The sequence below is a fragment of the Mesobacillus thioparans genome (genome assembly GCF_965138835.1).
Classification (GTDB): domain Bacteria; phylum Bacillota; class Bacilli; order Bacillales; family Cytobacillaceae; genus Mesobacillus; species Mesobacillus thioparans.
This window is the reverse complement of the sequence record NZ_CBCSFH010000010.1, coordinates 136,224-156,771: the sequence shown is the minus strand read 5'-3', so window position 1 is coordinate 156,771 and position 20,548 is coordinate 136,224. Positions and strand designations below refer to the sequence as shown.

Sequence of the window (20,548 nt, the reverse complement as noted above, 5' to 3'; positions counted from 1 at the left end):
AAAGAGAGGTGTTAGTTAATTATATGGCAGAGAAAACGAAACATCCGGTCCATGAGAATTTAAAGGAAAATATCGCTTACATAAGAGAAGAATTAGGAGTCGATAAAAGTTTCGACGTGATCCAGCTTGATGTCGAATATGCCGGCAGAGATATGGCATTGTTCCTCGTGGATGGCTTTGTCAAGGACGACATCATGCTCTATATCATGCAGTTACTGGCCAAGCTTGAACCAGGTGCCCTTGAAGTTGATACATTAAAAAAACTGGTAAAGACCTATATTCCATATGTAGAAGTGGAGACAACAAACGATCTCGATAAAGTTGTCGATATGGTGCTGGCTGGGCCGACAGCCCTTGCGGTGGACGGACTAACAGAAGTCATCCTGATTGATGCGAGGACATACCCTGTGCGCGGTCCACAGGAGCCGGATACAGAGAGGGTAGTGCGAGGTGCCAGGGACGGCTTCGTGGAGACCCTGGTCTTCAATACGTCGCTTACAAGAAGAAGAATCCGCGACCGTACATTACGAATGGAATATCTGCAGGTCGGGAGAAGATCGCAAACGGATGTTGTCATTTGTTATATTGAAGACATCGCCGATCCTGAAATGGTTGAGAAAGTAAAAAAATCGATCAGCAAAATTGATACAGACGGACTTCCGATGGCGGAGAAAACAATCGAGGAATTCATCTCGGGACAACACTGGAACCCTTTTCCGACGGTAAGATATACGGAACGCCCGGATACGGCAGCTACTCATTTATATGAAGGGCATGTGTGCATCATTGTCGATGGTTCTCCAAGTGTCCTGATTACACCAACAACATTCTGGCATCATCTGCAGCATGCGGAGGAGTATCGAAATAAGCCGCTTGTCGGAGCTTATTTAAGGATGGTGCGCTTCCTGGCAGTATGGTCTTCTTTGTTCCTGCTGCCATTATGGTATTTATTCGCGGTCAAACCGGAACTGCTGCCTAAGAGTATGTCCTTTATCGGACCTAATGATCCCGGAGAAATTTCGTTGTTCTTACAATTTTTCCTGATTGAAATCGGGATAGATGTTCTCAGGATGGCAGCCATCCATACGCCCACCTCCCTGGCAACAGCCCTGGGGCTGGTGGCTGCGCTGATGATCGGGCAGGTGGCCGTGGAAGTAGGTCTCCTGACAAATGAAGTCATCCTGTATCTTGCCATCGCAGCGATTGGTACTTTTGCGACGCCAAGTTACGAAATGAGCCTGGCAAACCGGCTCGTGAGGATTTTCTTATTGATTATGACGGCGGCATTCCAGCTATATGGCTTCCTGATTGGCATTGTGCTCTTCATCATCTTCCTGGCCAGGATGAAATCGTTTGGTGTGCCGTATCTCTGGCCATTCATTCCTTTCAATCCCAGGGCCTTCAGGGATGTGCTCATCCGGTCACCAATCCCGCTGAAAAACAGGAGACCAAGGATCTTGAAACCGCAGGACCCAGACCGTTAGAATGTTCTGTTTAAAGCAGCAATTCCGATTGCTGCTTTTTGCTATTGAAAACTTGTGCAGCTTTTGTCAGAAATTCTTGGCCAGCCTACTTGAGGGCGCAAAAGGTATCCTTTATACTTAGTATGGTAACGCATGCTCTTATTTTCACAAATAGAGGGGATTAAGTTGAAGACAATCTATGATATCCAGCAGTTCCTTAAAAATTTCGGGACATTCATTTACATAGGCGACAGGGTGGCGGATTTAGAGCTCATGCAGGCAGAGCTCAAGGAACTGTATAATTCCCAATTGATCGAGACAAAAGAATACCAATCTGCAATCTTGCTCTTAAGGCAGGAAATCCGGATGGAACAAGAAAAAAAAGCAAAAGAGAAAAGGTGACGTAGGATGGCTGAAAAATGGCTTGTTGGTGTAGATTTAGGTGGAACGACAACAAAACTCGCTTTCATCAGTTTGTACGGAGAAATCCTGCACAAATGGGAAATTCCCACAGATGTTTCTAACGAAGGGAAAAACATTACTGTCAATATCGCAAAAGCAATTGACACGAAGCTTGAGGAGCTTGGCCATTCCAAAAGTGAAATCCTTGGCATCGGCATGGGAGCCCCAGGACCTGTTGACCTTGCTACCGGCGTAATCTTTGAAGCGGTGAATCTGGGCTGGCGCGAGCCTTATTCACTAAAGGATTTGCTTGAAGTGGAAACCTCGCTGCCGGCAGTGGTCGATAATGATGCAAACTGTGCGGCTCTTGGTGAAATGTGGAAAGGGGCCGGGAATGGCGCGAAGGATCTCGTGTGTGTAACCCTGGGAACAGGAGTTGGCGGAGGAGTCATCACTAATGGAGATATTGTCCATGGAGTGAGTGGCGCTGCCGGAGAAATTGGCCATATTACTTCGCTCGCAGAAGGCGGGGCTCCATGTAATTGTGGTAAAACTGGCTGCCTCGAAACCATTGCATCAGCTACAGGCATTGTTAGAATTGCGGTTGAATTATTGAATGCCCAATCCTCAGAGGGAGATCTTGCGGCAGTGTTCAAGGAAGCTGGCATTGTAACAGCCAAAGATGTATTTGATTCAGCGAAACGGAATGATGGACTGGCTTTGAAAGTTATCGATACAGTTGCCCTGCACTTGGGAATCGCCCTGGCGAATATCGCCAATACGCTAAATCCGGAGAAAATCGTTCTTGGAGGCGGGGTTTCAAAAGCTGGCGATGTCTTGCTGGATCCAGTGAAAGAGCAATTCCTGCGCAATTCGTTTCCGCGTGTGGCGCAATCGACTGAGATCAGCATTGCGACATTAGGAAATGATGCCGGGGTGATTGGTGCTGCCTGGCTTGTCAAAAATAAAATCGGACATATCTAATAGAAGGAGGAGTTTTCTGAGTGAAAACTCCTTCTTTTTTATGCGAATGAAGTTTAAATTTTCTGAAATTGGACATTCCTGAAACTTTTCGAGGTTTAAGTCGTCTATAATAGGGGAAAATCAAATGGAATAGTCTGTACTTTTTTAGCTTCTGATTTTGTTTGCTTTTTAGGATGAAAAGTATTAAGATTATCTTTGATTCTTTAACAAATGGAAAAATAAACCTAAAAATCCCGTATCTGTTTATATTTAACAGGGAGGTACAATCGGATGAAAAACAAAAAATGGCCTAAAGTTTCTTTAGTCGCCATCGCAACAATCCTGCTTTGGCTGAAGACTTATATAGCCTATAAGACGAGCTTCGAGATTAAAATCGAAAATTGGAGACAGGAACTGATCCTGTTCATTAATCCATTGAGTTTCCTGATGATCCTGTTCGGATTAAGCATGTTCATGAAGGAAAAAGCTCAGAGACGCTATATCATGGTTACTAGTTTCATAGTATCCGCAGTGTTGTTCGCGAATGTCGTGTTTTACCGTTTCTTCAATGACTTCCTGACCATTCCTGTACTTTTCCAGACGAGCAACATGAGCGACCTGGGAAGCAGTGTGACGGAACTGATCAACTTCAGTGATTTATTATACTTTGCGGATTTCATCGTTTTAGCCATCATCATGAAATTCAAACCGACTCTTTTGGGATGGCGGGAATATAGCAAGGTGGACCGCAGGGCATTTTTCCTTGTCGCTGTCGCCATCGCCTTATTCAACATGGGAATGGCAGAAACAGAACGCCCTCAGTTATTGACAAGGACTTTTGACAGAGAAATGCTTGTCAAGAATATCGGAACATACAATTACCACCTGTATGATGCCTTCCTCCAATCTAAATCCTCTGCGCAGCGTGCAATGGCTGATGGCAGTGAGCTGGCTGACATTGACAACTATGTGCGGGCGAATTATCTGCCGCCGGATGATAAGATGTTTGGAATCGCGAAGGGAAAGAACGTCATCCTGATTTCAATGGAATCGACACAAGACTTTGTCATTAACCGTACCGTGAATGGCGAGGAAATTACGCCTTTCCTGAATGATTTCATCAAGGAAAGTTATTATTTTAACAATTTCTATCACCAGACTGGCCAGGGAAAGACTTCAGATTCTGAATTCCTGGTGGAAAACTCATTGTATCCATTAAGCCGAGGTGCAGTATTCTTTACACACTCGGGAAATGAATATACTGCTACACCGGAGATCCTGAATGATAATGGTTATTTCACCGCTTCCCTGCATGCGAATAATAAGAGCTTCTGGAATCGGGATATCATGTACCAATCATTAGGATATCAGCGTTTCTATTCACTGCCGGATTATGATGTGAATGAAGAGAATTCAATTGGCTGGGGCTTGAAGGATATTGATTTCCTGCAGCAGTCCGTTGAACACTTGAAGGCTATGCCAAAGCCATTCTATTCTAAGTTCATCACACTGACGAATCATTTTCCGTTCGAATTGAATGAAGAAGATTCTTTTATCCAGCCCTATACTTCCAACGACAAGACAGTCAACAATTATTTCCCGACTGTCAGGTATGAGGACGAAGCACTTAAGCTGTTTGTCCAAAAATTAAAAGATGAAGGTCTTTATGAAGATTCAGTCATTATCCTCTACGGAGACCATTATGGAATCTCTGAGAACCACAATAAGGCGATGAGAGAATATCTGGGCAAGGAGATCACTCCATTTGAAAGCACGCAGCTTCAGAAAGTACCGTTGATCATCCACATCCCGGGACAAGAGGGCAAGACAATGACAACGGTTGGAGGACAGATAGACCTTAAGCCGACGATCCTTCACTTACTGGGAATCGATACTAAGAAGGATATCGATTTCGGATCAGACCTGTTCTCGAAGGAGCGCCGCGATTTCGCCGTTCTTCGCGATGGCAGCTTCATCACCAAGGATCAAGTGTTCACTCGTGATACTTGCTATGATAAAGCGACAGGTGAACCAACAGATAAAGAAGCATGTGAACCATATTTTGAATCTGCAAAGAATGAACTTGAGTACTCTGACCAGATTATTTATGGAGATTTGCTAAGGTTCTACGGTGAGCAAAATGAAGGCAAGGATCTTTCTGATCAGGATCCAAAAGAGTAATAACAGTCAAAAACCTGCGCCCTGGTGGCGCAGGTTTTTGTTATGCAAAGGCTGTCTTCGCATTGATTATCCTTGTACCTTAAAATTGAGTTTTTATCTGAAGAGGTGTATGTTAACATCAATGATTGCTTAAAATGTAAATTTTATTGGATTTTTCAAAAATCGTTGAAACATTTGGCTGTTTTTAACGTACAGATAGATACATTGTCAAAAAGGTGGTGCGGGAGTGGAACAATTGAAAGAAAATACATATCAAACACCTTGTTTCAGATGGGTCGTGCTCATCATCCTCACTTCTGCATTCATCCTTTCCGGGTGCTCCCAGGAGCTGGATGTATCACTCCACAAAGATGCCAGGCACAGCCTTGATCGTATGAAAGAAACGCCAGGGATCTCCTTTTTAGGTTCTAATGTCATTCCCATCAAGGCAGACGGGCAAGGGGGATTCTATAAGGCTTCCGGCTGGCTTAATAATACAGAAATCCTTTATATTTCAAATGATAACGAAACCAGTTCAAGCCTGCATTCTTACAACCTTGCTACAGGTCAGACTGCGATGCTGTACAGAAGCGGCCAGCCCATCATCACGGCTGAAATCAGTCCAAAAAGAGATAAGGTATTGATTCATAGCTCGGCATCGAATGAAGGTGTTCTGACTATAATCGATTTATCAGGCAAGGAATTGTATTCCGGGAAAATTGAATCATATGAAATGAACTTTGAATGGAATTCATTCAATGACGATTTGCTTATTGTTTCTGCTTTTACAGAAGAATGGGATTTCACTACGTATTTACTGGATCTGAAGGAGCTAAGCCTAAAGGAAATCCAGCTGCCTGAGCCATTCGTCAGATGGGTATCGGAGGAAGTGCTTGTATATCAGCAGTGGGATGAGGATGAAATATCGCTACAGGCGCCATTAAAGTCCTTTTCAGTTGGCGGGAATCAACCAGAGACAGTGCTCGAAGAGGTGTATCAATTTGATTCGGCAGGAAAGTATTTATTGACGATCAGGGTAGATGAAGATGAAAACCCTGGGCTGGGTGTATACACCTTATCAGATGGTGAAATGGATTCGGCTGCCAGTTTTACTGCTCCTTTGCTGACATCTTTTTCTGGATGGGTCGTTCCCTTTTATGATTTAATGGATGATGGAAAGGCATTTATGTACCTGCGCGCTAAAGAACAGGGTGAGGCGGATCTGTATGATGGCGGGTTTGACTTGATGAAGTATCGGTTAGGTAATAATAAAGAGGAAAAGATTTTCTCGGAACTGGCTAATGAACCACTATCCTGTTCGCCTGCTGGTGAAATGTGCCTGTATGGTTTCCAGTTAGAAAAAGTATTGAATATCGATACGAAGGAAATCATTGAACTCGTTCAATGAGGCTGTTTTGGCATTAAAAAGAGGTGTCGAAGCTCTATCAGAAAAAAGAGTCTTCAATGATTATTTCAGCAAGGAGAGATAATAATGGCAATCGTAGATGTAACAGTAATTCCAATCGGAACACAGACTCCAAGTGTCAGTACCTATGTGGCTGATATCCAGCGAATCCTGAAAAATTATGAAGAGCAGGGCAAAATACGATATCAGCTCACCCCGATGAACACCTTGATTGAGGGGGAACTGCCCGTGCTATTCGAAGTGGTCCAGGCAATCCATGAAGCTCCGTTCAATAAGGGGATACAGCGGGTCGCCACCAATATCCGCATTGATGACAGGCGGGATGTAAAAAGGAAGATGGAAGATAAAGTAAACAGGGTGAACGAATTGCTCGAGCAATAGATCGTGTATAGCCATAATAAAAGACCACCTGGTAAAGGTGGTCTTTTATTATGATTCAATTAGTGAGCTGTCGGGAATCCGTGGTTAAGGACTGTCATGACTGTGAACCAGCCAAGAACGAGGAATGTTCCTCCGCCGAATACGATTCCAAGAATGTTTTTGTTTTTAAGTGCCGAGAAAGTCGCGAAACCAGCCAGCAAAGTAACTAATGCGAAAACAATTGCCAATCCCATGATAAAGCCCCCTTCATAAATTAGGCAGACAATAAGCCTGTTTTTTAGAAAAATGTTTGGTTGTAATTTAGGCGGCAGCCTGTATGTAATGACAAGCATACACTCGTTTTTTATTTTATATTTTTTTACACCATTTGTCGAGGTCTAAAAATTCAACTTTCACTCCATATGCCTTTACTATACCCAATATTAGTTCAGTATAATGACTTGCTGTAAAATAAATTCCTTTTGTCCCTTTGAATACCAGGTGTTCCTCCAATTGAAGCAAAGCCATTTCCATCTGGATGCTGCTGGCTTCTGAAAACCTGAATGCAGACAGTTCTTCAGCGAATAGAAACGTTGCGTCTTCCGATTGAATTCCATAATCGAAAAAATCTTCGCCTTCGCTGCCTTCCGTTTTGACCAGGAGATGTGTTGATTCCAGCAAGTCAGCTTCCTTCAATAACCCAATCGCTTCATCCGCATCCTTCTGCTCGTTATATATATAATAATTTTCAATTACCAGGAGCGGCGGAGCCACAGCCAACAGGACCTCCTGAAAATCGGGCAGATCCGATATAAACGGGTTTGCCTCCGCTGCAATGACAAAAATCATTTGGATTCTCCTTATCCCTTGACCTAATAGTTCATCATAACCGGCACTTCCCGGCTTTTCTGATCAAATTCTTAAAACTTGCCTTACATTAGTGTAGAATAAAAACATACATAATATCAATAGAAACGGAGGCTGCTAACAATGAAATGGAAACAGATTCCCCTGGGTCCTTTGCAGACGAATTGTTATGTCGTTTATGATGAAAGTCAATCATGCCTGATTGTGGATCCGGGTGAGAACCCAAGGAAATTGACTGCGGTGATCGAACAGCTTGAACTCAAGCCTGAAGCGATTATATTGACACATGCTCATTTCGACCATATCGGCGCAGTGGATAGAATCAGGGATAAGTATGGCATCAAGGTCTATATCCATGAAAAGGAAAAAGACTGGCTCACCGATCCCGCTCTTAATGGATCGAAGCATTTTATGCTGAACGAGCCAATCAAAGCCAGGGCAGCAGACCATTTATTCCATGATGAAGGTAATCTGTCCATCGGGAATTTCAATTTTGAAGTTTTCGAGACACCAGGTCATTCCCCTGGTAGTGTATCCTTTTACTTCCCGAAGGCGAACTTTGTACTGGCCGGTGACGCCCTGTTTCAGGGAAGCATCGGAAGGACAGACTTGCCGGGAGGAAACCATAACCAGTTAATCAAGAGCATACATGATAAGCTGCTGGTATTGCCAGAAGAAACCGAGGTACTGCCAGGCCATGGACCAGCAACAACAATCGGTGAGGAAATGGACTCCAATCCATTTTTGAATGGGTTTTAATAAAAAAGGAGCTTATAAAACTAGAAAAACCCTTCTCAGCTGAGAAGGGCTTTTCTGGGGGATGTTCTATTCATATCATGGGAGGGGATATAGTTAAGCTACTAGTAAAACTTTATAATAAAGAATACACTATGTCAATAGTGAAAACCCTTTTCAAGGAGTCAATTATGAAGGAATTAATCAAAGAGTTTATAGAATCCTCGCCCCAAAAAATGATTACATATGGAGAGTACATGGAGCTTGCACTTTATCATCCAGAGGAAGGCTATTATATTAAGGAACGCCAAAAAATTGGGAAGGAAGGCGACTTTTATACATCAAGCAATGTGTCTGATGTTTTTGGCAAATTAATTGGAAAATGGTATGCGAAGAAATGCGCTGATCTTGGCCTGCCGCCATCTGTTTGCGAAATCGGAGCTGGAAACGGCCGTTTTGCAAAGGCATTCATTGACGGCTGGAGTGAACTGAACGCAGAAACATTGACATACTATATCGTCGAAAAAAGTCCTTATCATCGAAGGCTGCAGAACGCTGAACTGGCAGGGCTTGAACATGCCGAAATTGTTCACCATGATTCATATGCAGAAACAAAAATGCATCAGGGAATGGTTTTTTCCAACGAGCTATTCGATGCCTTTCCAGTCCATGTTGTTGAAAAGAATGATGGCGTCGTGCACGAGGTTTTTGTGGGATGGGAGGATGACCATCTGATCGAAAAGAAAGTTCCTGTCTCGGACGAACGGATAATGCAATTTCTTGACGAGCAGCAATTCACGCTCGCTGAAGGACAAAGGATCGAAATTCCGCTTGCCATGGAACCATTCATTAAATCAATTACAGATAATCTGGCTAAAGGTTTGATGATGACTGTTGATTACGGCTATACAAAAGAGGAATGGATGCAACCATCAAGGAGACAGGGCAGCTTGAGAGGCTATTATAATCATCAGATGCACCATGACATCCTGCAGCATCCGGGTGAGATGGATCTCACAAGCCATGTGCATTTTGATGCTCTTAAAACCATTGGTGAAGCATATGGACTCGAATTCCTGCAGAAAATGCGGCAGGATGAATTCCTGATTGCTGCGGGAATCCTCGAGGAGCTCGCTCAACATCATGATCCCAATCCGTTTTCCGAAGCAAGCAAGAGAAATCGCGCGATCCGCAGTCTGATCCTGCCGGGCGGGATCAGCCAGTCATTTGATGTTGTCATCCAGGGGAAGGACCTGGGGGAATCGGTGCGAAAATTATTTTAAGAAATAAAAAAAGCGATGGCAGACCATCGCTTTTTTTATTGAGCGTGCACAAAGGATCAATGTCCAGCTCCACCTAGTGGCATCATAAATGTTGACCAGTAAGTAAAACCTGCAAAGAAAACCGTTAAGTATGCGCCGAAGACGTAGATGTACATACGCTCAGACAGTTTCAAGTAACTTAAAAGCAAGAAAAATCCAGTTTGACCAAAGAAAATCAAGGACGTTGTATACATGTCACCCAAGAAAAACATGACAGCAAAGATTCCCGTCCAGAATCCTAAAACTCTGTACATACGATCCAAAGATATCCCTCCTTTACCCTACATGTCCATCACTATCATATTATAAAGTAAAGTGCAGTGAAAAGTAAACAAGGATTGATTATTGTGCGATAACAGCCTGGTAAGAACATGAATCACAGCCAGTGAACATGTTTTCCTTTTCAATCAGTTCAATTTCACCAAACAAAGATTCGAACATGCCGCGCAAAAACTCGTAATGCATATTGCACACAGTTTCAGTATGCTCCATGGCAACTTCCTTGAAAGGGCAGTTGAAAATCTGGAAATATATTTTGGTCTTCTCACTATTGGTTTCAAATTCTGGATAGAAACCAGCAAGCGACGCAGCATTTTTGATCGAGTTCAGTTTATGTTCAAAAGTCATTTCTTCTGACATTTGCGGATGGCGGGACATTTCCTGGTCCATGAGCTCTGCGCCAAACCTTTTTCCGGTCAGGTACAATGCTTTTTTCCCGGCTTCGCCAAGCGACATCATCGTCGTCATAGCGATTTTTGATAACAGCTGATAATCACGGAATGGGAAATGCAGCTGGATCACTTCATCCGACAGGCGGTATAACCGGCTAGGACGGCCGCCCTTGCCAGTCTTTTTTGTCTCCGATATCAGCATGTTCACATCTTCGAGCTTGGATAAATGCAATCTTGCCACATTCGGGTGTATTTCGAAATTGTCGGCGATTTCCTGGACAGTTACATCTTTATGCCTTTTTGTAATGTATTGATAAATATAATACCGCGTTGGATCGGACAATACACTTGTAATTTTTAATGTTTGCTCCACCTTACTTCACCTCAGCCCACTAATTTGCCTTCATTATAATACAAGGGAAAATAAGGTTTACACTGTTTACACTATATGTTTAGAAAATGTTCACAACTAAATGGCGAAATAATGACAAAATACTATACAAAACTTATACAAAAGTTATACAATGTATACAGAAGATAATTTTGTTCCCCAGGAGGTAAACTTAATGGAAGAGCTGACGTTTTTTTCTTATCCTAGCTGTACATCATGTCGTAAAACGAAAAAGTGGCTGGTTTCAAACAGCGTGAAATTCAATGAGCGTCATTTGTTCAAAGATACCCCAAGCCAAAAGGAACTGTTGGAAATATTGACATTGACGACCGAGGGCGTCGATGAACTGCTTGCAACCAGGGGTGAAACGTTTAAAAACCTCAAACTTGACGTAGAAGACTTATCACTTTCGGAAGTGATCAATCTTGTGATCAAAGAACCTAAGCTTCTAAGGCGGCCGATTTTGACGGATGGGAAAAAGCTGATCGTTGGATTCAATCCAGATGCCTTGAAAAAAATCGCAAAATAAAAAACGGAAGTTGATGCTTCCGTTTTTTTTCTATGGATTAATTAAGATGTTTTCTAATTCGAGAATTGTCCAGCTTCAGTGCCTAGCCCCTCGAGTCGCTTCGGTCCTGTCAATGAAGTCAAAGAGCGACTTCACTGCCAGGCCCTCCAGCGCTTGTCGGGGCTGACCAAGGCACTTACGCTTTTCTATTAACTGGGCTAGCTGGATTCGAACCAACGCATGACGGAGTCAAAGTCCGTTGCCTTACCGCTTGGCTATAGCCCAATGATGGAGGATGTCGATGCTACGGTAGTTATTATGAATCGAACTGTCACTAATTATACACATTTACTCCATTTTTTTCGCAGGAACAAAAGGTGCCTTGTAGAATCCTTTTGTATAACGAAAAAGGTGGTGCATCCCTATTGTAAAATCAATTGAACAAATGGCAGAAAATATTTTAAAAGATGCCTTGAAAAGTGGCGCGTCGGACATTCATCTCATCCCCCGCGTAAGAGACACCCTGATAAAATTCAGGCTCGGCAATCAGCTGCTTCCCCGGTACACCCTTGAAAAGGGAGATTGCGACAGGCTCATTTCCCACTTTAAATTCACTGCCTCGATGGATATAGGCGAAAAGAGAAGACCGCAGAGCGGCGCTTTCACCTACGAGGACCACAACCGGAAAATTGGCTTGAGGATCTCCACATTACCAGCCTACCAGAGCGAAAGCATGGTCATTCGTCTCCTTCCCGAACAAAACAATATTCCTTCATACCAAATATCACTATTCCCGTCCACATCGAAAAAATTGATTTCCCTTTTGAAACATGCCCATGGCCTGATTATTTTTACCGGCCCTACAGGCAGCGGCAAAACCACCACATTGTATTCGATGCTTTCCGAAACTTCGGAAATGGTCAATCGCAATGTCATCACACTTGAAGATCCCATTGAGAAACCGAGTGAGGCAGTGCTTCAGGTCCAGGTGAATGAACGGGCCGGAATCTCCTATTCTGCTGGCTTAAAGGCAATTCTTCGGCATGATCCGGATATCATTATGGTGGGGGAAATCAGGGATAAAGAAACTGCAGAAACAGCGATCAGAGCCGCGCTGACAGGTCATTTGGTGCTGACCACGATGCATACACGCGATGCCAGGGGAGCAATCTACAGGCTGATCGAGTTCGGGATCAATTGGCTAGAAATCGAACAGACCTTGATTGCCGTTACAGCACAGAGGCTTGTTGAACTGACATGTCCTTATTGTGAAGATGCCTGCTCGCCATTTTGCTATTCATCGGGAAGCGGCAAAAGGGGAAATGTTTTTGAAATCCTTACGGGAAGGGATTTGTCTGCTGTATTGAAGGAAGCGAAAGGAGAACATCAGAACTACCATTACAAAACGCTTAAAGATGCCATCAAGAAAGGCATCGCTCTGGGATTTATCAAGGAATCGGAATATCAAAGGTGGGTGCTGAATGATGGAGAATAAGTGGCCTGTCGCTGAACAGGCCAGATTCCTGAAAAGGACAGGGGAGCTGCTGTCACAAGGGTATTCTTTAGCGGAAGCGATTGAATCGATGTCTTTCCATCTTGAGGCAAAAAGGAAAGCAGATATCAAAACAAGCCTCAATAAGCTGCGTGAAGGCTTTCCACTCTATCTGATCCTGGCGGAATTGAATTTCAAAAGAGATTTGATCAGCTATGTTTACTTTGCCGAGCAGCACGGTGGTTTGGCGCATGCAGTAACTGAAGGCTCCGATATGGTGTTGAAACGCGAAGCCGATTATCAGAAGTTAAAAAAGCTGGCCGCATACCCACTGTTCCTGGCAGCTCTCACATTTATCCTGTTTTTCTTCGTCAACCGGCTTTTACTGCCAAAATTCACATCTCTCTTTTCAGATATGAATATGGCCCCGAATATTTTCATGACAGTCATTGCTGCTGCTGACGAAGTGGTTCCATATCTATTCTATTTTCTCCTCACCCTCGCTGTGTTGATTGCTCTCTATTACAAAATAAAGTTCAGTAAACTCACGGTCCTTCAACAAAAAATGAAACTGGTGAAACTGCCATTTGCAGGCGGATTGATCAGGCTTCTTTACTCTCATTCCTTCTCTGTCCAATTAAGTTATCTATTTTCCGGAGGACTGCCGGTACACGATGCCCTGAAGGTTTTTGAGCAAAATCGCCATGAACCATTTTCAAGTGAATTAGGAAAGGACATTATCTTGAAATTAGCCGCCGGTGAGGATTTTGACAGGGCAGTAGGCGACTACCCGTTCTTTGAAGCTGAATTGCCAAAAATAATCAGGCACGGACAAAAGAATGGAAAGCTAGATCAGGAGCTTTATTTTTACAGCCGGCATTGCCTTAAAGAGCTCGAGGGAAAAATGGAGAGATCAATGAAAACAGTGCAGCCTGTCTTATACAGCTTCATCGGGCTGCTGGTCATTTCATTGTATCTGGCCATCCTGCTCCCAATGTTCCAGATGATGAAAGGCATTTAAATCAGGAAAATAACAAAAGGAGAAATGATAAAATGAAAAATCAAAAGGGTTTTACCCTGATCGAAATGATGATCGTGTTGCTCGTAATTTCTGTACTTTTGATCATAACAGTGCCAAATATCGCTTCACACAATAATAATATCAACAAGAAAGGCTGCGAAGGTTATATAAAACTTGTCGAGGCCCAGGTTCAAGCGTATAAGATGGACAAGAAAATAGTACCCGATTTTAAGCAGCTTTACGACGATCACTACTTAAAGAGCTCGGAAGCCGCATGTCCTGACGGAACAAAGATTGAGATTTTAACCGACGGCACTGTCCAGAAGACCGCCTCATGATTCGGAAGCTGAAGCACTCTGGCGGATTCACTATGGTCGAAATGCTCATCGTCCTCTCTGCTTTCCTAGCGCTCTCCATTACATCTGCCTTTCTGTTCTCACCGCATAATGATTTCCTCGCAAAGGAACTTTTCATCTCCCAGCTTGAATCAGATCTTCTGTACAGCCAGCAGTACGCCATCTCACATCAGGAAAAAGTCACAGTCCATTTTATGCCTGAAAACAATCTCTACTATATTCGTGGAACCGACTTTCGGTCTCCGGATCTGGTCTTAAGAAATTACTCTCCAGAGATTAAAATTAAACAGGGAACCATGAAATTGCTGTTTCATTATACGCCGGATGGAAATATTGACAACTTCGGCACTATTTATGTTTCTGTTGGGGCAAAGAAATTTCAGCTGATGATTTTGATTGGGAAGGGCCGATTTTATGTGGCGGAAGTCTGAGGGTTTTTTCCTGACAGATATGTTATTGTCTCTAGCGGCTTTTGTTATGGCCAGTGCAGTACTGCTGCCATTGGCGACCATGGTGATTGAAAAGACGGCAGATGTAAGGACTCAGGGAGAAGCGAGCGCTATTTTATTTGATGAACTGATGTATTTGAAAATCACTGGGCAAGCTTCAGGGAGAGGCTGGATTGCTCAAAACGGAAATCGTTACGAATTGACGGTAACAAATGATGAAATTGATTCTGCATGGGAGGTATGTGTTCATTATGAAACTGGCCGCCAATCCTATAAGAAATGTTCCACGTCTGAATGAACAGGGCTTCACCATGCTGGAGATGCTTTTATCATTGCTGGTGTTTTTACTGGTCGCTTCACTGCTCCCTTTAGGGTATAGAACCATCCTTGATGACAGTGTCATTGAAAAGGGAATCAGAAGAATGGAGTGGGATGTGTTCAGCAGCCAGGTAAAAAAGGAAATTCGATCAGCTGACCAGTTGACGGTCCAGCCTGATAAGCTGTTATTGAAAATCAATGGGCAGTTTATTCTTTACGAAAAATACGCTGCAAGCATGAGAAGGAGAGTGGATTATCAAGGACACGAAATCCTGGTCCAGAACCTTTCGAGCTTTTCCTTTGAAACAATTGCAGATGGCGTGCAGATAAAAGCAGTGGGGCTGGACGGAACCCGCTATTCAGTGAGAATCCATCAGTATATTCAAACTGGGGGTGTTCAGCCATAAACGAAAAAGGGTTTATTTATCCATTAACGATGATTTTTTTAGTCTTGATGTCCTTCTTTTTACTGGTTTTGACACAACACTATATTGCAGAGAAGAAGGTTGCCAAAGAAACCGAAACCATTCGTCTTCAGGAATATTACATGCTTTGCTCCGTGAAAAAAGCTGAGTTCCTGTCAAGAGAAGGGAATTTGCCCGCGAGCGGTATAATGGCTTACAAATATGGAAAAGTTGGCTTCCAAACCCGCCCACTATCTGCAAATGTAGAGGAAGTGACGTTCAGTCTCGAGCTCGACAGCGGAGAAAAAGCGATTGGATTTAGCCAATATGACAAGGAAAAGGGCAAGATGATAAAATGGAAGGAAAAGAACTGACAGGTGATAACTTAAAATGGAAGCGATCTATTTAATCGGGTTCATGGGTTCAGGCAAGACGACAGTATCTCGTGAATTAGCCCGGAGACTGAATGTGGCAGTATATGATACAGATGAGGAAATCATCAAAATGAAAGGGAAGTCAATCAATGAGATATTCGCAGCTGACGGAGAAGCAAAATTCCGCCTTCTGGAGTCCGATGTTTTACGTTCCATACCTTCAAATGATGCCGTGATCGCAACCGGGGGAGGGATCGTCGGCTTGGAAGAGAACAGGTTGTACCTCAAGAACAAGGTGAATGTGGTCTACCTGCATGCAGAGCTTGAAAACATCCTGGAAAGGCTAAAGGATGACGATTCCAGACCGCTTTTGAGAAAGGATAAACTGCAAAGTGCGGAAGTTCTGTATTCAAAACGGCTGCCATTATATCGTGGAGCAGCGGGCATTGAAATTGGTACCTCTGGGAAACCAATTACGAGGATTGTCGATGACATCATCCAGCGTATGAAAAAGTGAGACATGGTTATACTTGATAACGTACGAAGGAAGGTGTACCCATGAAAACAAATGATTACGTAAAGTACCTTACCCAGACCGTTGTAAAATACATTGATCAGCCTAAAGAGGAGCGCCGAAAAATCAAACAGGCTAAAAAGGAAGCAGAGGCGACCTTTTTATTCAGATGGTTCGGCATACTTCCCTTCATGCTGATGTCCGGTATGAAAAAGAAAAAGAACAGATGACTGTAAGCCCGGCTGTATCTTAGGCCAGGCTTTTTTTTCCGGATTTTTCAGGATTGCAAACGGCTTCCGTGAACTTTACTTTATTGCATTTTCAGTTAAATAAAACAGCCCGCCATTGATAATGGAGAGTTGGACTTTCGGCTCATATTGTTCTTTTAAGGCCTTTTTTTCCGTTTCGAAGCTTTCGGATTTCTCTTCTTCATCTTCATAGAAGTGATGAAGTAAATCGAGATCCTTCTTCCAGCGATTCCTCGCATCCTCTGCCCACGAATGGTCTTCCTGCTCAATATTCGTAGTCAAATAGGACTGGATCCTGTTCACTCCGCTTTTTGGCCTGATTAGTGGAGAAAGCGTATAGGCGTAGTCCGGGATTTTTGTAGTGAGCGGCAATTTCAATAATCGTTCATGAAAATTCTCCATCATCCTGCCATTGATCAACTGCAAACCAATTGAATGGAAAACATCCCGTTTTCGGTCACATTGATAAGATACTTTGATATTGATCCCGATCCAGGGAATCAAAGGTGTTTGTGCGTGATACTGGTTATTTTCATATAACCTGATGAAGCCGGCAAGGTTCTTGGTCGATTCAAATATTTGATGCAGACGAGGGGAACCAAAATGGACAATTTCCCCTTTCAAATCCTCCGGAGCCTGCTGTTTATCCGTGATAAAGGTAAGCTTCATCGGATTCGGCACTCCCCCAGTTTTCTCTAGATAATGCCAGTAAAACGGGCGGTTCATCAATTCCTTATCAAGCTCAACGGTGAGCTGGACAGTCAAATGGCCTTTGTCATTTTCAATCAGTTCACAATTATTTGCTCTGAAATACCTTTCGAGAAAATTATGGATTTCCTGTTGCTGCATGCTGATTTTCTCCCTTCATTTCCTCCGCGAATTGGATCATCGATGTCAAGTTTTCCATCTTGATCCGAATTTCACCCTCAGAAGAAGACTTCCCGAAGATATCAACCAAGTGGTCTTCGATATTGCCAAACTCCAATTTTGTCAGGATATCATCGAGTTCACCGATGACTTTTTCGAACAGGTTGATTTTTTCGTAAAGCAGCTTCAGAATATGCTCTTCAACCGTATTCATAGTTGCGAAGTTATATATTTTCACATCTTTTTCCTGGCCAAGGCGATGGATCCTTCCGATTCTTTGTTCCAGTCTCATCGGGTTCCATGGAAGGTCAAAGTTGATGATATGGCTGCAGAATTGCAGGTTGATCCCTTCACCCCCGGCCTCGGTCGCGATCAGCACCTGGACATTCTTCTGGAAGAGCTCTCTCATCCAGTCCTTTTTCCCCCGTTTGAACCCACCCCGGAATGGAACAGAGGTGATGCCATTCTGCTTAAGGAACCACTGAAGATACAGCTGAGTGGCGCGATATTCGGTGAAGATGATGACTTTGTCATCGATTTGTTTGATTAACTCAAGCGCTTTTTCAGCCTTGGAGTTTTTAGTTACGGACTCTACGCGTTTTATAAGCTCGGCAATGGTATTTTGGAATCCGACAGATGGATTTTCCTGCCTTTGCAGCATATTTCTCAGCGTATAAAAAACGGCCTCCCTGCTGCTGCATGCTTCACGCTGGAGGGTCATCAGCGAGAACTGGCTTGATGTCAGACCGCCGGTAGACCCTCTTAACTCCTGGATCGAGTCATATAAGGCCCGCTCCTCATTGGAGAATTGGATTGGGATCGTTTCAACATGCCGCTTTGTCCACTCAATTCCAGTATCAGCCCGCCTGTTGCGGATCATTACTTTATTTACAAGTTTTCGCAGGTGCTCATCATCATTGACAGACCTGGCATCCTTTTTGTATTTGTCAAAAAACGCTGTTTCACTGCCTAGATGCCCTGGCTTCAACAGCGATACAAGGTTGAAGATTTCTTCGATCCGGTTTTGGATTGGCGTGGCTGTCAGGAGCAGACAGAACCGTTTTTTAAGGTTTTGGACAAATTCATAGTTTTTTGTTTTGTTATTTTTCAATTTATGAGCTTCATCGATTATGATAAGGTCATAATTTAAGTTGTTGATGATATCCCTGTGAGGGGCACGTTTGGCCGTATCGATTGAAGAAACCACCACATCGCACTGCTCCCAAACATAGCTTTTCTTCTGGGCGATTGCGGGGATATGGAACTTCGTATTCAATTCCATTGTCCATTGCGAGACGAGTGAAGCAGGAACGAGGATCAGTACCTTTTTCACCAGCCCCCTGATCATATATTCCTTCAATACCAATCCAGCTTCAATGGTTTTCCCCAGTCCCACTTCATCGGCAAGAATTGCCTTTCCGTTCATATTTTCGACAACCTGCTTTGCCACCTCAAGCTGATGCGGCAATGGGGTCAGTTCCGGCAGGTGAACCGGTGCCTGGAGACCTTCGAATTCAGGGATTATGGTATGTTTTTCTATTTCCACGGCAAGTTTGTACAGCTCCCAATTTCCCCATGGTCCGTCCTTCTCAATTCTTTCAGCCATTTCGTCCTGCCAGGAAGAATCATAGTTAATTTGCACGGTCATTTTATCCACCTCTTTTAATATAAAAAATATTGCCCAAATTGGCTTTCTAATGGTAGGATGAAGTTAGCTTTTGAATGTTTTGAAATTTGTCACTTTATGGCCGAAAACATCAGTTTGCAGACATACGTAATAACGTCTAGCATGCCCAAATGTGAAAATAATATAAATGCGGATGACAACAAGGGGAGAGACTACCCAGGTAGCGCCGAAGGAGCAAGCAAAATTGTGAATCTCTCAGGCAAAAGAACTCTTGTTTGACGCATCTCTGGAGAGCGCTTCCATTCGTGGTGAGCCACCAAAGGGGAAAGCCTTTACAGGTAAACTTTCAGGTGAAAGGACAGAGACCTTCTCAGATTAAGAGGGGGTGCTCTGTCCTTTTCTGCTTTCTTGACGGTGCACCTGGAATGGTATGCGGCATGAATGTAAACTGATCTTTTGGCTGAGACGAAGGGGGATACATAATGACGGAATTAAAACGAACACCGCTTTTTGAAGTGTATAAGGAATATGGTGGGAAGACAGTTGATTTCGGAGGCTGGGAGCTGCCTGTCCAGTTTTCAAGCATTAAGGAAGAACATGAATCAGTAAGGACAAAAGCTGGTTTATTCGATGTTTCCCATATGGGAGAAGTCGAAGTGAAGGGCCCCGATAGTCTGGATTATTTACAAAAATTGATGACAAACGATGTTTCAAAGCTCAAGAACGGCGGTGCCCAGTATACAGCCATGTGTTATGAGAACGGCGGCACTGTGGATGATTTGCTGGTTTACAAAATCGAAGATGACCATTACCTCCTTGTTGTGAATGCTTCCAATATCGAAAAGGATTTCGATTGGATGCAGAAGCATCTTGCAGGCGATGTAAAGATTGAAAACTTATCTGAAGGCATGGCACAGCTTGCCATACAGGGACCGAAGGCAGAGGAAATCCTTCAAAAGCTGTCCAGTGAACATGATCTCAGTACAATTGGCTTTTTCAAGTTCAGTGAAGAAGTCGATCTGAACGGCAAAAAGGCTCTTGTATCGCGCACAGGTTACACAGGTGAGGATGGCTTTGAGGTTTACTGCGACGCCAATGACGCGGTCAGCCTCTGGAAAGAAATTCTTGAAGCCGGCAAAGATGATGGAATGCTCGCGTGCGGACTTGGTGCCAGGGATACACTGCGATTCGAAGCGAACCTAGCATTGTACGGCCAGGAACTGTCGCCGGAAATCAGCCCGCTTGAAGCAGGGATTGGCTTTGCGGTCAAGCTAAACAAAGAAGCTGATTTCATTGGGAAAGAGGCACTCAAGCAGCAAAAAGAAAACGGCCTGCCTAGAAAGCTTGTCGGCATTGAAATGATCGACCGTGGCATTCCGCGCCATGGCTACCCTGTTTACAAAGGGGAAGTGAAAATTGGTGAGGTTACCACAGGAACGCAATCCCCAACACTCAAGAAAAACATCGGGCTTGCACTTATTGATACGAATGAAACTGAGTTAGGAAACGAAGTGGAAGTTGAAATCCGCGGCAAACGCTTGAAAGCTGCTGTTTCAGCAACACCTTTTTATAAAAGAGACAAAAAGTAAAAGCCGGAGAGGGGAAAAAGT

General features: G+C 43.6%; 25 protein-coding genes, 1 tRNA gene and 1 riboswitch. Of the genes, 19 read left to right on the top strand and 7 right to left on the bottom strand.

Features of this window, described 5'->3' with window-relative positions:
• The first annotated feature begins 23 nt into the window (after nucleotides 1-23).
• From ACNAZ4_RS16700 to ACNAZ4_RS16675, 6 genes are all read left to right on the top strand, one after another.
• Nucleotides 24-1,484 carry a spore germination protein gene (locus ACNAZ4_RS16700; protein WP_415816130.1) on the top strand — a complete coding sequence of 487 codons (1,461 nt, stop codon included), beginning with the start codon at nucleotides 24-26 and terminating at the stop codon, nucleotides 1,482-1,484.
• 165 nt (nucleotides 1,485-1,649) lie between these two features.
• Nucleotides 1,650-1,865 (top strand): YqgQ family protein, encoded by a 216-nt coding sequence (locus ACNAZ4_RS16695; RefSeq protein WP_415816128.1) that lies wholly within the window; start codon nucleotides 1,650-1,652, stop codon nucleotides 1,863-1,865.
• A 6-nt stretch (nucleotides 1,866-1,871) separates the two neighbouring features.
• Nucleotides 1,872-2,849, top strand: coding sequence for an ROK family glucokinase (locus tag ACNAZ4_RS16690; protein ID WP_415816126.1), 978 nt, complete (start codon nucleotides 1,872-1,874; stop codon nucleotides 2,847-2,849).
• A gap of 270 nt (nucleotides 2,850-3,119) precedes the next feature.
• Entirely contained in the window at nucleotides 3,120-5,009 is a 1,890-nt protein-coding gene (locus tag ACNAZ4_RS16685; protein WP_415816124.1) for an LTA synthase family protein, read from the top strand.
• Between the two features lie 226 nt (nucleotides 5,010-5,235).
• Entirely contained in the window at nucleotides 5,236-6,396 is a 1,161-nt protein-coding gene (locus ACNAZ4_RS16680; RefSeq protein WP_415816122.1) for a YqgU-like beta propeller domain-containing protein, read from the top strand.
• Between the two features lie 84 nt (nucleotides 6,397-6,480).
• A complete protein-coding gene (locus ACNAZ4_RS16675; protein ID WP_415816120.1) occupies nucleotides 6,481-6,795 on the top strand; it encodes an MTH1187 family thiamine-binding protein in 315 nt (104 codons plus the stop codon).
• A 59-nt stretch (nucleotides 6,796-6,854) separates the two neighbouring features.
• Here the strand turns inward: ACNAZ4_RS16675 and ACNAZ4_RS16670 are convergent, their stop codons facing one another.
• Entirely contained in the window at nucleotides 6,855-7,028 is a 174-nt protein-coding gene (locus ACNAZ4_RS16670; protein WP_415816118.1) for a DUF2759 domain-containing protein, read from the bottom strand.
• Between the two features lie 115 nt (nucleotides 7,029-7,143).
• Nucleotides 7,144-7,623: a hypothetical protein gene (locus ACNAZ4_RS16665; protein ID WP_415816116.1), complete on the bottom strand. Its 480-nt coding sequence runs from the start codon at nucleotides 7,621-7,623 to the stop codon at nucleotides 7,144-7,146.
• Between the two features lie 141 nt (nucleotides 7,624-7,764).
• Here ACNAZ4_RS16665 and ACNAZ4_RS16660 point away from each other — a divergent pair, with 141 nt between their 5' ends.
• Both ACNAZ4_RS16660 and ACNAZ4_RS16655 read left to right on the top strand, forming a co-directional pair.
• Nucleotides 7,765-8,400 carry an MBL fold metallo-hydrolase gene (locus ACNAZ4_RS16660; protein ID WP_415816114.1) on the top strand — a complete coding sequence of 212 codons (636 nt, stop codon included), beginning with the start codon at nucleotides 7,765-7,767 and terminating at the stop codon, nucleotides 8,398-8,400.
• Nucleotides 8,401-8,567: 167 nt separating this feature from the next.
• Complete coding sequence (locus tag ACNAZ4_RS16655) at nucleotides 8,568-9,659, top strand: class I SAM-dependent methyltransferase (RefSeq protein ID WP_415816112.1); 1,092 nt, start codon at nucleotides 8,568-8,570, stop codon at nucleotides 9,657-9,659.
• 56 nt (nucleotides 9,660-9,715) lie between these two features.
• Here ACNAZ4_RS16655 and ACNAZ4_RS16650 read toward each other — a convergent pair whose 3' ends face one another.
• Nucleotides 9,716-9,961: a DUF2626 domain-containing protein gene (locus ACNAZ4_RS16650; RefSeq protein ID WP_079509735.1), complete on the bottom strand. Its 246-nt coding sequence runs from the start codon at nucleotides 9,959-9,961 to the stop codon at nucleotides 9,716-9,718.
• A 79-nt stretch (nucleotides 9,962-10,040) separates the two neighbouring features.
• On the bottom strand, nucleotides 10,041-10,742 hold the full coding sequence (locus ACNAZ4_RS16645; protein ID WP_415816110.1) for a helix-turn-helix transcriptional regulator: 702 nt from the start codon (nucleotides 10,740-10,742) through the stop codon (nucleotides 10,041-10,043).
• A gap of 193 nt (nucleotides 10,743-10,935) precedes the next feature.
• Here ACNAZ4_RS16645 and ACNAZ4_RS16640 point away from each other — a divergent pair, with 193 nt between their 5' ends.
• Nucleotides 10,936-11,289 carry a Spx/MgsR family RNA polymerase-binding regulatory protein gene (locus ACNAZ4_RS16640; RefSeq protein ID WP_415816108.1) on the top strand — a complete coding sequence of 118 codons (354 nt, stop codon included), beginning with the start codon at nucleotides 10,936-10,938 and terminating at the stop codon, nucleotides 11,287-11,289.
• A gap of 192 nt (nucleotides 11,290-11,481) precedes the next feature.
• Here the strand turns inward: ACNAZ4_RS16640 and ACNAZ4_RS16635 are convergent.
• Nucleotides 11,482-11,553: transfer RNA gene (locus ACNAZ4_RS16635), tRNA-Gln, on the bottom strand.
• Between the two features lie 160 nt (nucleotides 11,554-11,713).
• Here ACNAZ4_RS16635 and comGA point away from each other — a divergent pair.
• The 9 genes from comGA to ACNAZ4_RS16590 are packed head-to-tail and all read left to right on the top strand — an operon-like array spanning nucleotide 11,714 to nucleotide 16,426.
• Nucleotides 11,714-12,763, top strand: coding sequence for a competence type IV pilus ATPase ComGA (gene comGA / locus ACNAZ4_RS16630; RefSeq protein WP_415816106.1), 1,050 nt, complete (start codon nucleotides 11,714-11,716; stop codon nucleotides 12,761-12,763).
• Nucleotides 12,750-13,781 (top strand): competence type IV pilus assembly protein ComGB, encoded by a 1,032-nt coding sequence (gene comGB / locus ACNAZ4_RS16625; protein ID WP_415816104.1) that lies wholly within the window; start codon nucleotides 12,750-12,752, stop codon nucleotides 13,779-13,781. The genes comGA and comGB overlap by 14 nt, the downstream gene beginning before the upstream one ends.
• A 32-nt stretch (nucleotides 13,782-13,813) precedes the next feature.
• On the top strand, nucleotides 13,814-14,119 hold the full coding sequence (gene comGC, locus ACNAZ4_RS16620) for a competence type IV pilus major pilin ComGC (protein ID WP_415816102.1): 306 nt from the start codon (nucleotides 13,814-13,816) through the stop codon (nucleotides 14,117-14,119).
• A complete protein-coding gene (gene comGD / locus ACNAZ4_RS16615) occupies nucleotides 14,116-14,568 on the top strand; it encodes a competence type IV pilus minor pilin ComGD (protein ID WP_415816100.1) in 453 nt (150 codons plus the stop codon). The genes comGC and comGD overlap by 4 nt, the downstream gene beginning before the upstream one ends.
• Before the next feature lie 46 nt (nucleotides 14,569-14,614).
• Nucleotides 14,615-14,884, top strand: coding sequence for a hypothetical protein (locus ACNAZ4_RS16610; protein ID WP_415816098.1), 270 nt, complete (start codon nucleotides 14,615-14,617; stop codon nucleotides 14,882-14,884).
• Nucleotides 14,838-15,311 (top strand): competence type IV pilus minor pilin ComGF, encoded by a 474-nt coding sequence (comGF, locus tag ACNAZ4_RS16605; protein WP_415816178.1) that lies wholly within the window; start codon nucleotides 14,838-14,840, stop codon nucleotides 15,309-15,311. Before ACNAZ4_RS16610 ends, comGF begins: the two co-directional genes overlap by 47 nt.
• Before the next feature lie 47 nt (nucleotides 15,312-15,358).
• On the top strand, nucleotides 15,359-15,682 hold the full coding sequence (comGG, locus tag ACNAZ4_RS16600) for a competence type IV pilus minor pilin ComGG (protein WP_415816176.1): 324 nt from the start codon (nucleotides 15,359-15,361) through the stop codon (nucleotides 15,680-15,682).
• Nucleotides 15,683-15,698: 16 nt separating this feature from the next.
• Nucleotides 15,699-16,199: a shikimate kinase gene (locus ACNAZ4_RS16595; RefSeq protein ID WP_415816096.1), complete on the top strand. Its 501-nt coding sequence runs from the start codon at nucleotides 15,699-15,701 to the stop codon at nucleotides 16,197-16,199.
• 41 nt (nucleotides 16,200-16,240) lie between these two features.
• Entirely contained in the window at nucleotides 16,241-16,426 is a 186-nt protein-coding gene (locus ACNAZ4_RS16590; protein ID WP_415816094.1) for a YqzE family protein, read from the top strand.
• A gap of 75 nt (nucleotides 16,427-16,501) precedes the next feature.
• On the opposite strand, the gene ACNAZ4_RS16585 is transcribed toward ACNAZ4_RS16590, so the two are convergent.
• Both ACNAZ4_RS16585 and ACNAZ4_RS16580 read right to left on the bottom strand, forming a co-directional pair.
• Nucleotides 16,502-17,293 carry a YqhG family protein gene (locus tag ACNAZ4_RS16585; RefSeq protein ID WP_415816092.1) on the bottom strand — a complete coding sequence of 264 codons (792 nt, stop codon included), beginning with the start codon at nucleotides 17,291-17,293 and terminating at the stop codon, nucleotides 16,502-16,504.
• Complete coding sequence (locus ACNAZ4_RS16580) at nucleotides 17,271-18,959, bottom strand: DEAD/DEAH box helicase (protein WP_415816090.1); 1,689 nt, start codon at nucleotides 18,957-18,959, stop codon at nucleotides 17,271-17,273. Before ACNAZ4_RS16580 ends, ACNAZ4_RS16585 begins: the two co-directional genes overlap by 23 nt.
• Before the next feature lie 172 nt (nucleotides 18,960-19,131).
• A riboswitch (glycine riboswitch) is annotated at nucleotides 19,132-19,219 on the top strand.
• A 201-nt stretch (nucleotides 19,220-19,420) separates the two neighbouring features.
• Between ACNAZ4_RS16580 and gcvT the strand changes: the two genes are divergently transcribed.
• Nucleotides 19,421-20,527, top strand: a complete 1,107-nt coding sequence (gene gcvT / locus ACNAZ4_RS16575; RefSeq protein WP_415816088.1) for a glycine cleavage system aminomethyltransferase GcvT — start codon at nucleotides 19,421-19,423, stop codon at nucleotides 20,525-20,527.
• Nucleotides 20,528-20,548 lie beyond the last annotated feature (21 nt).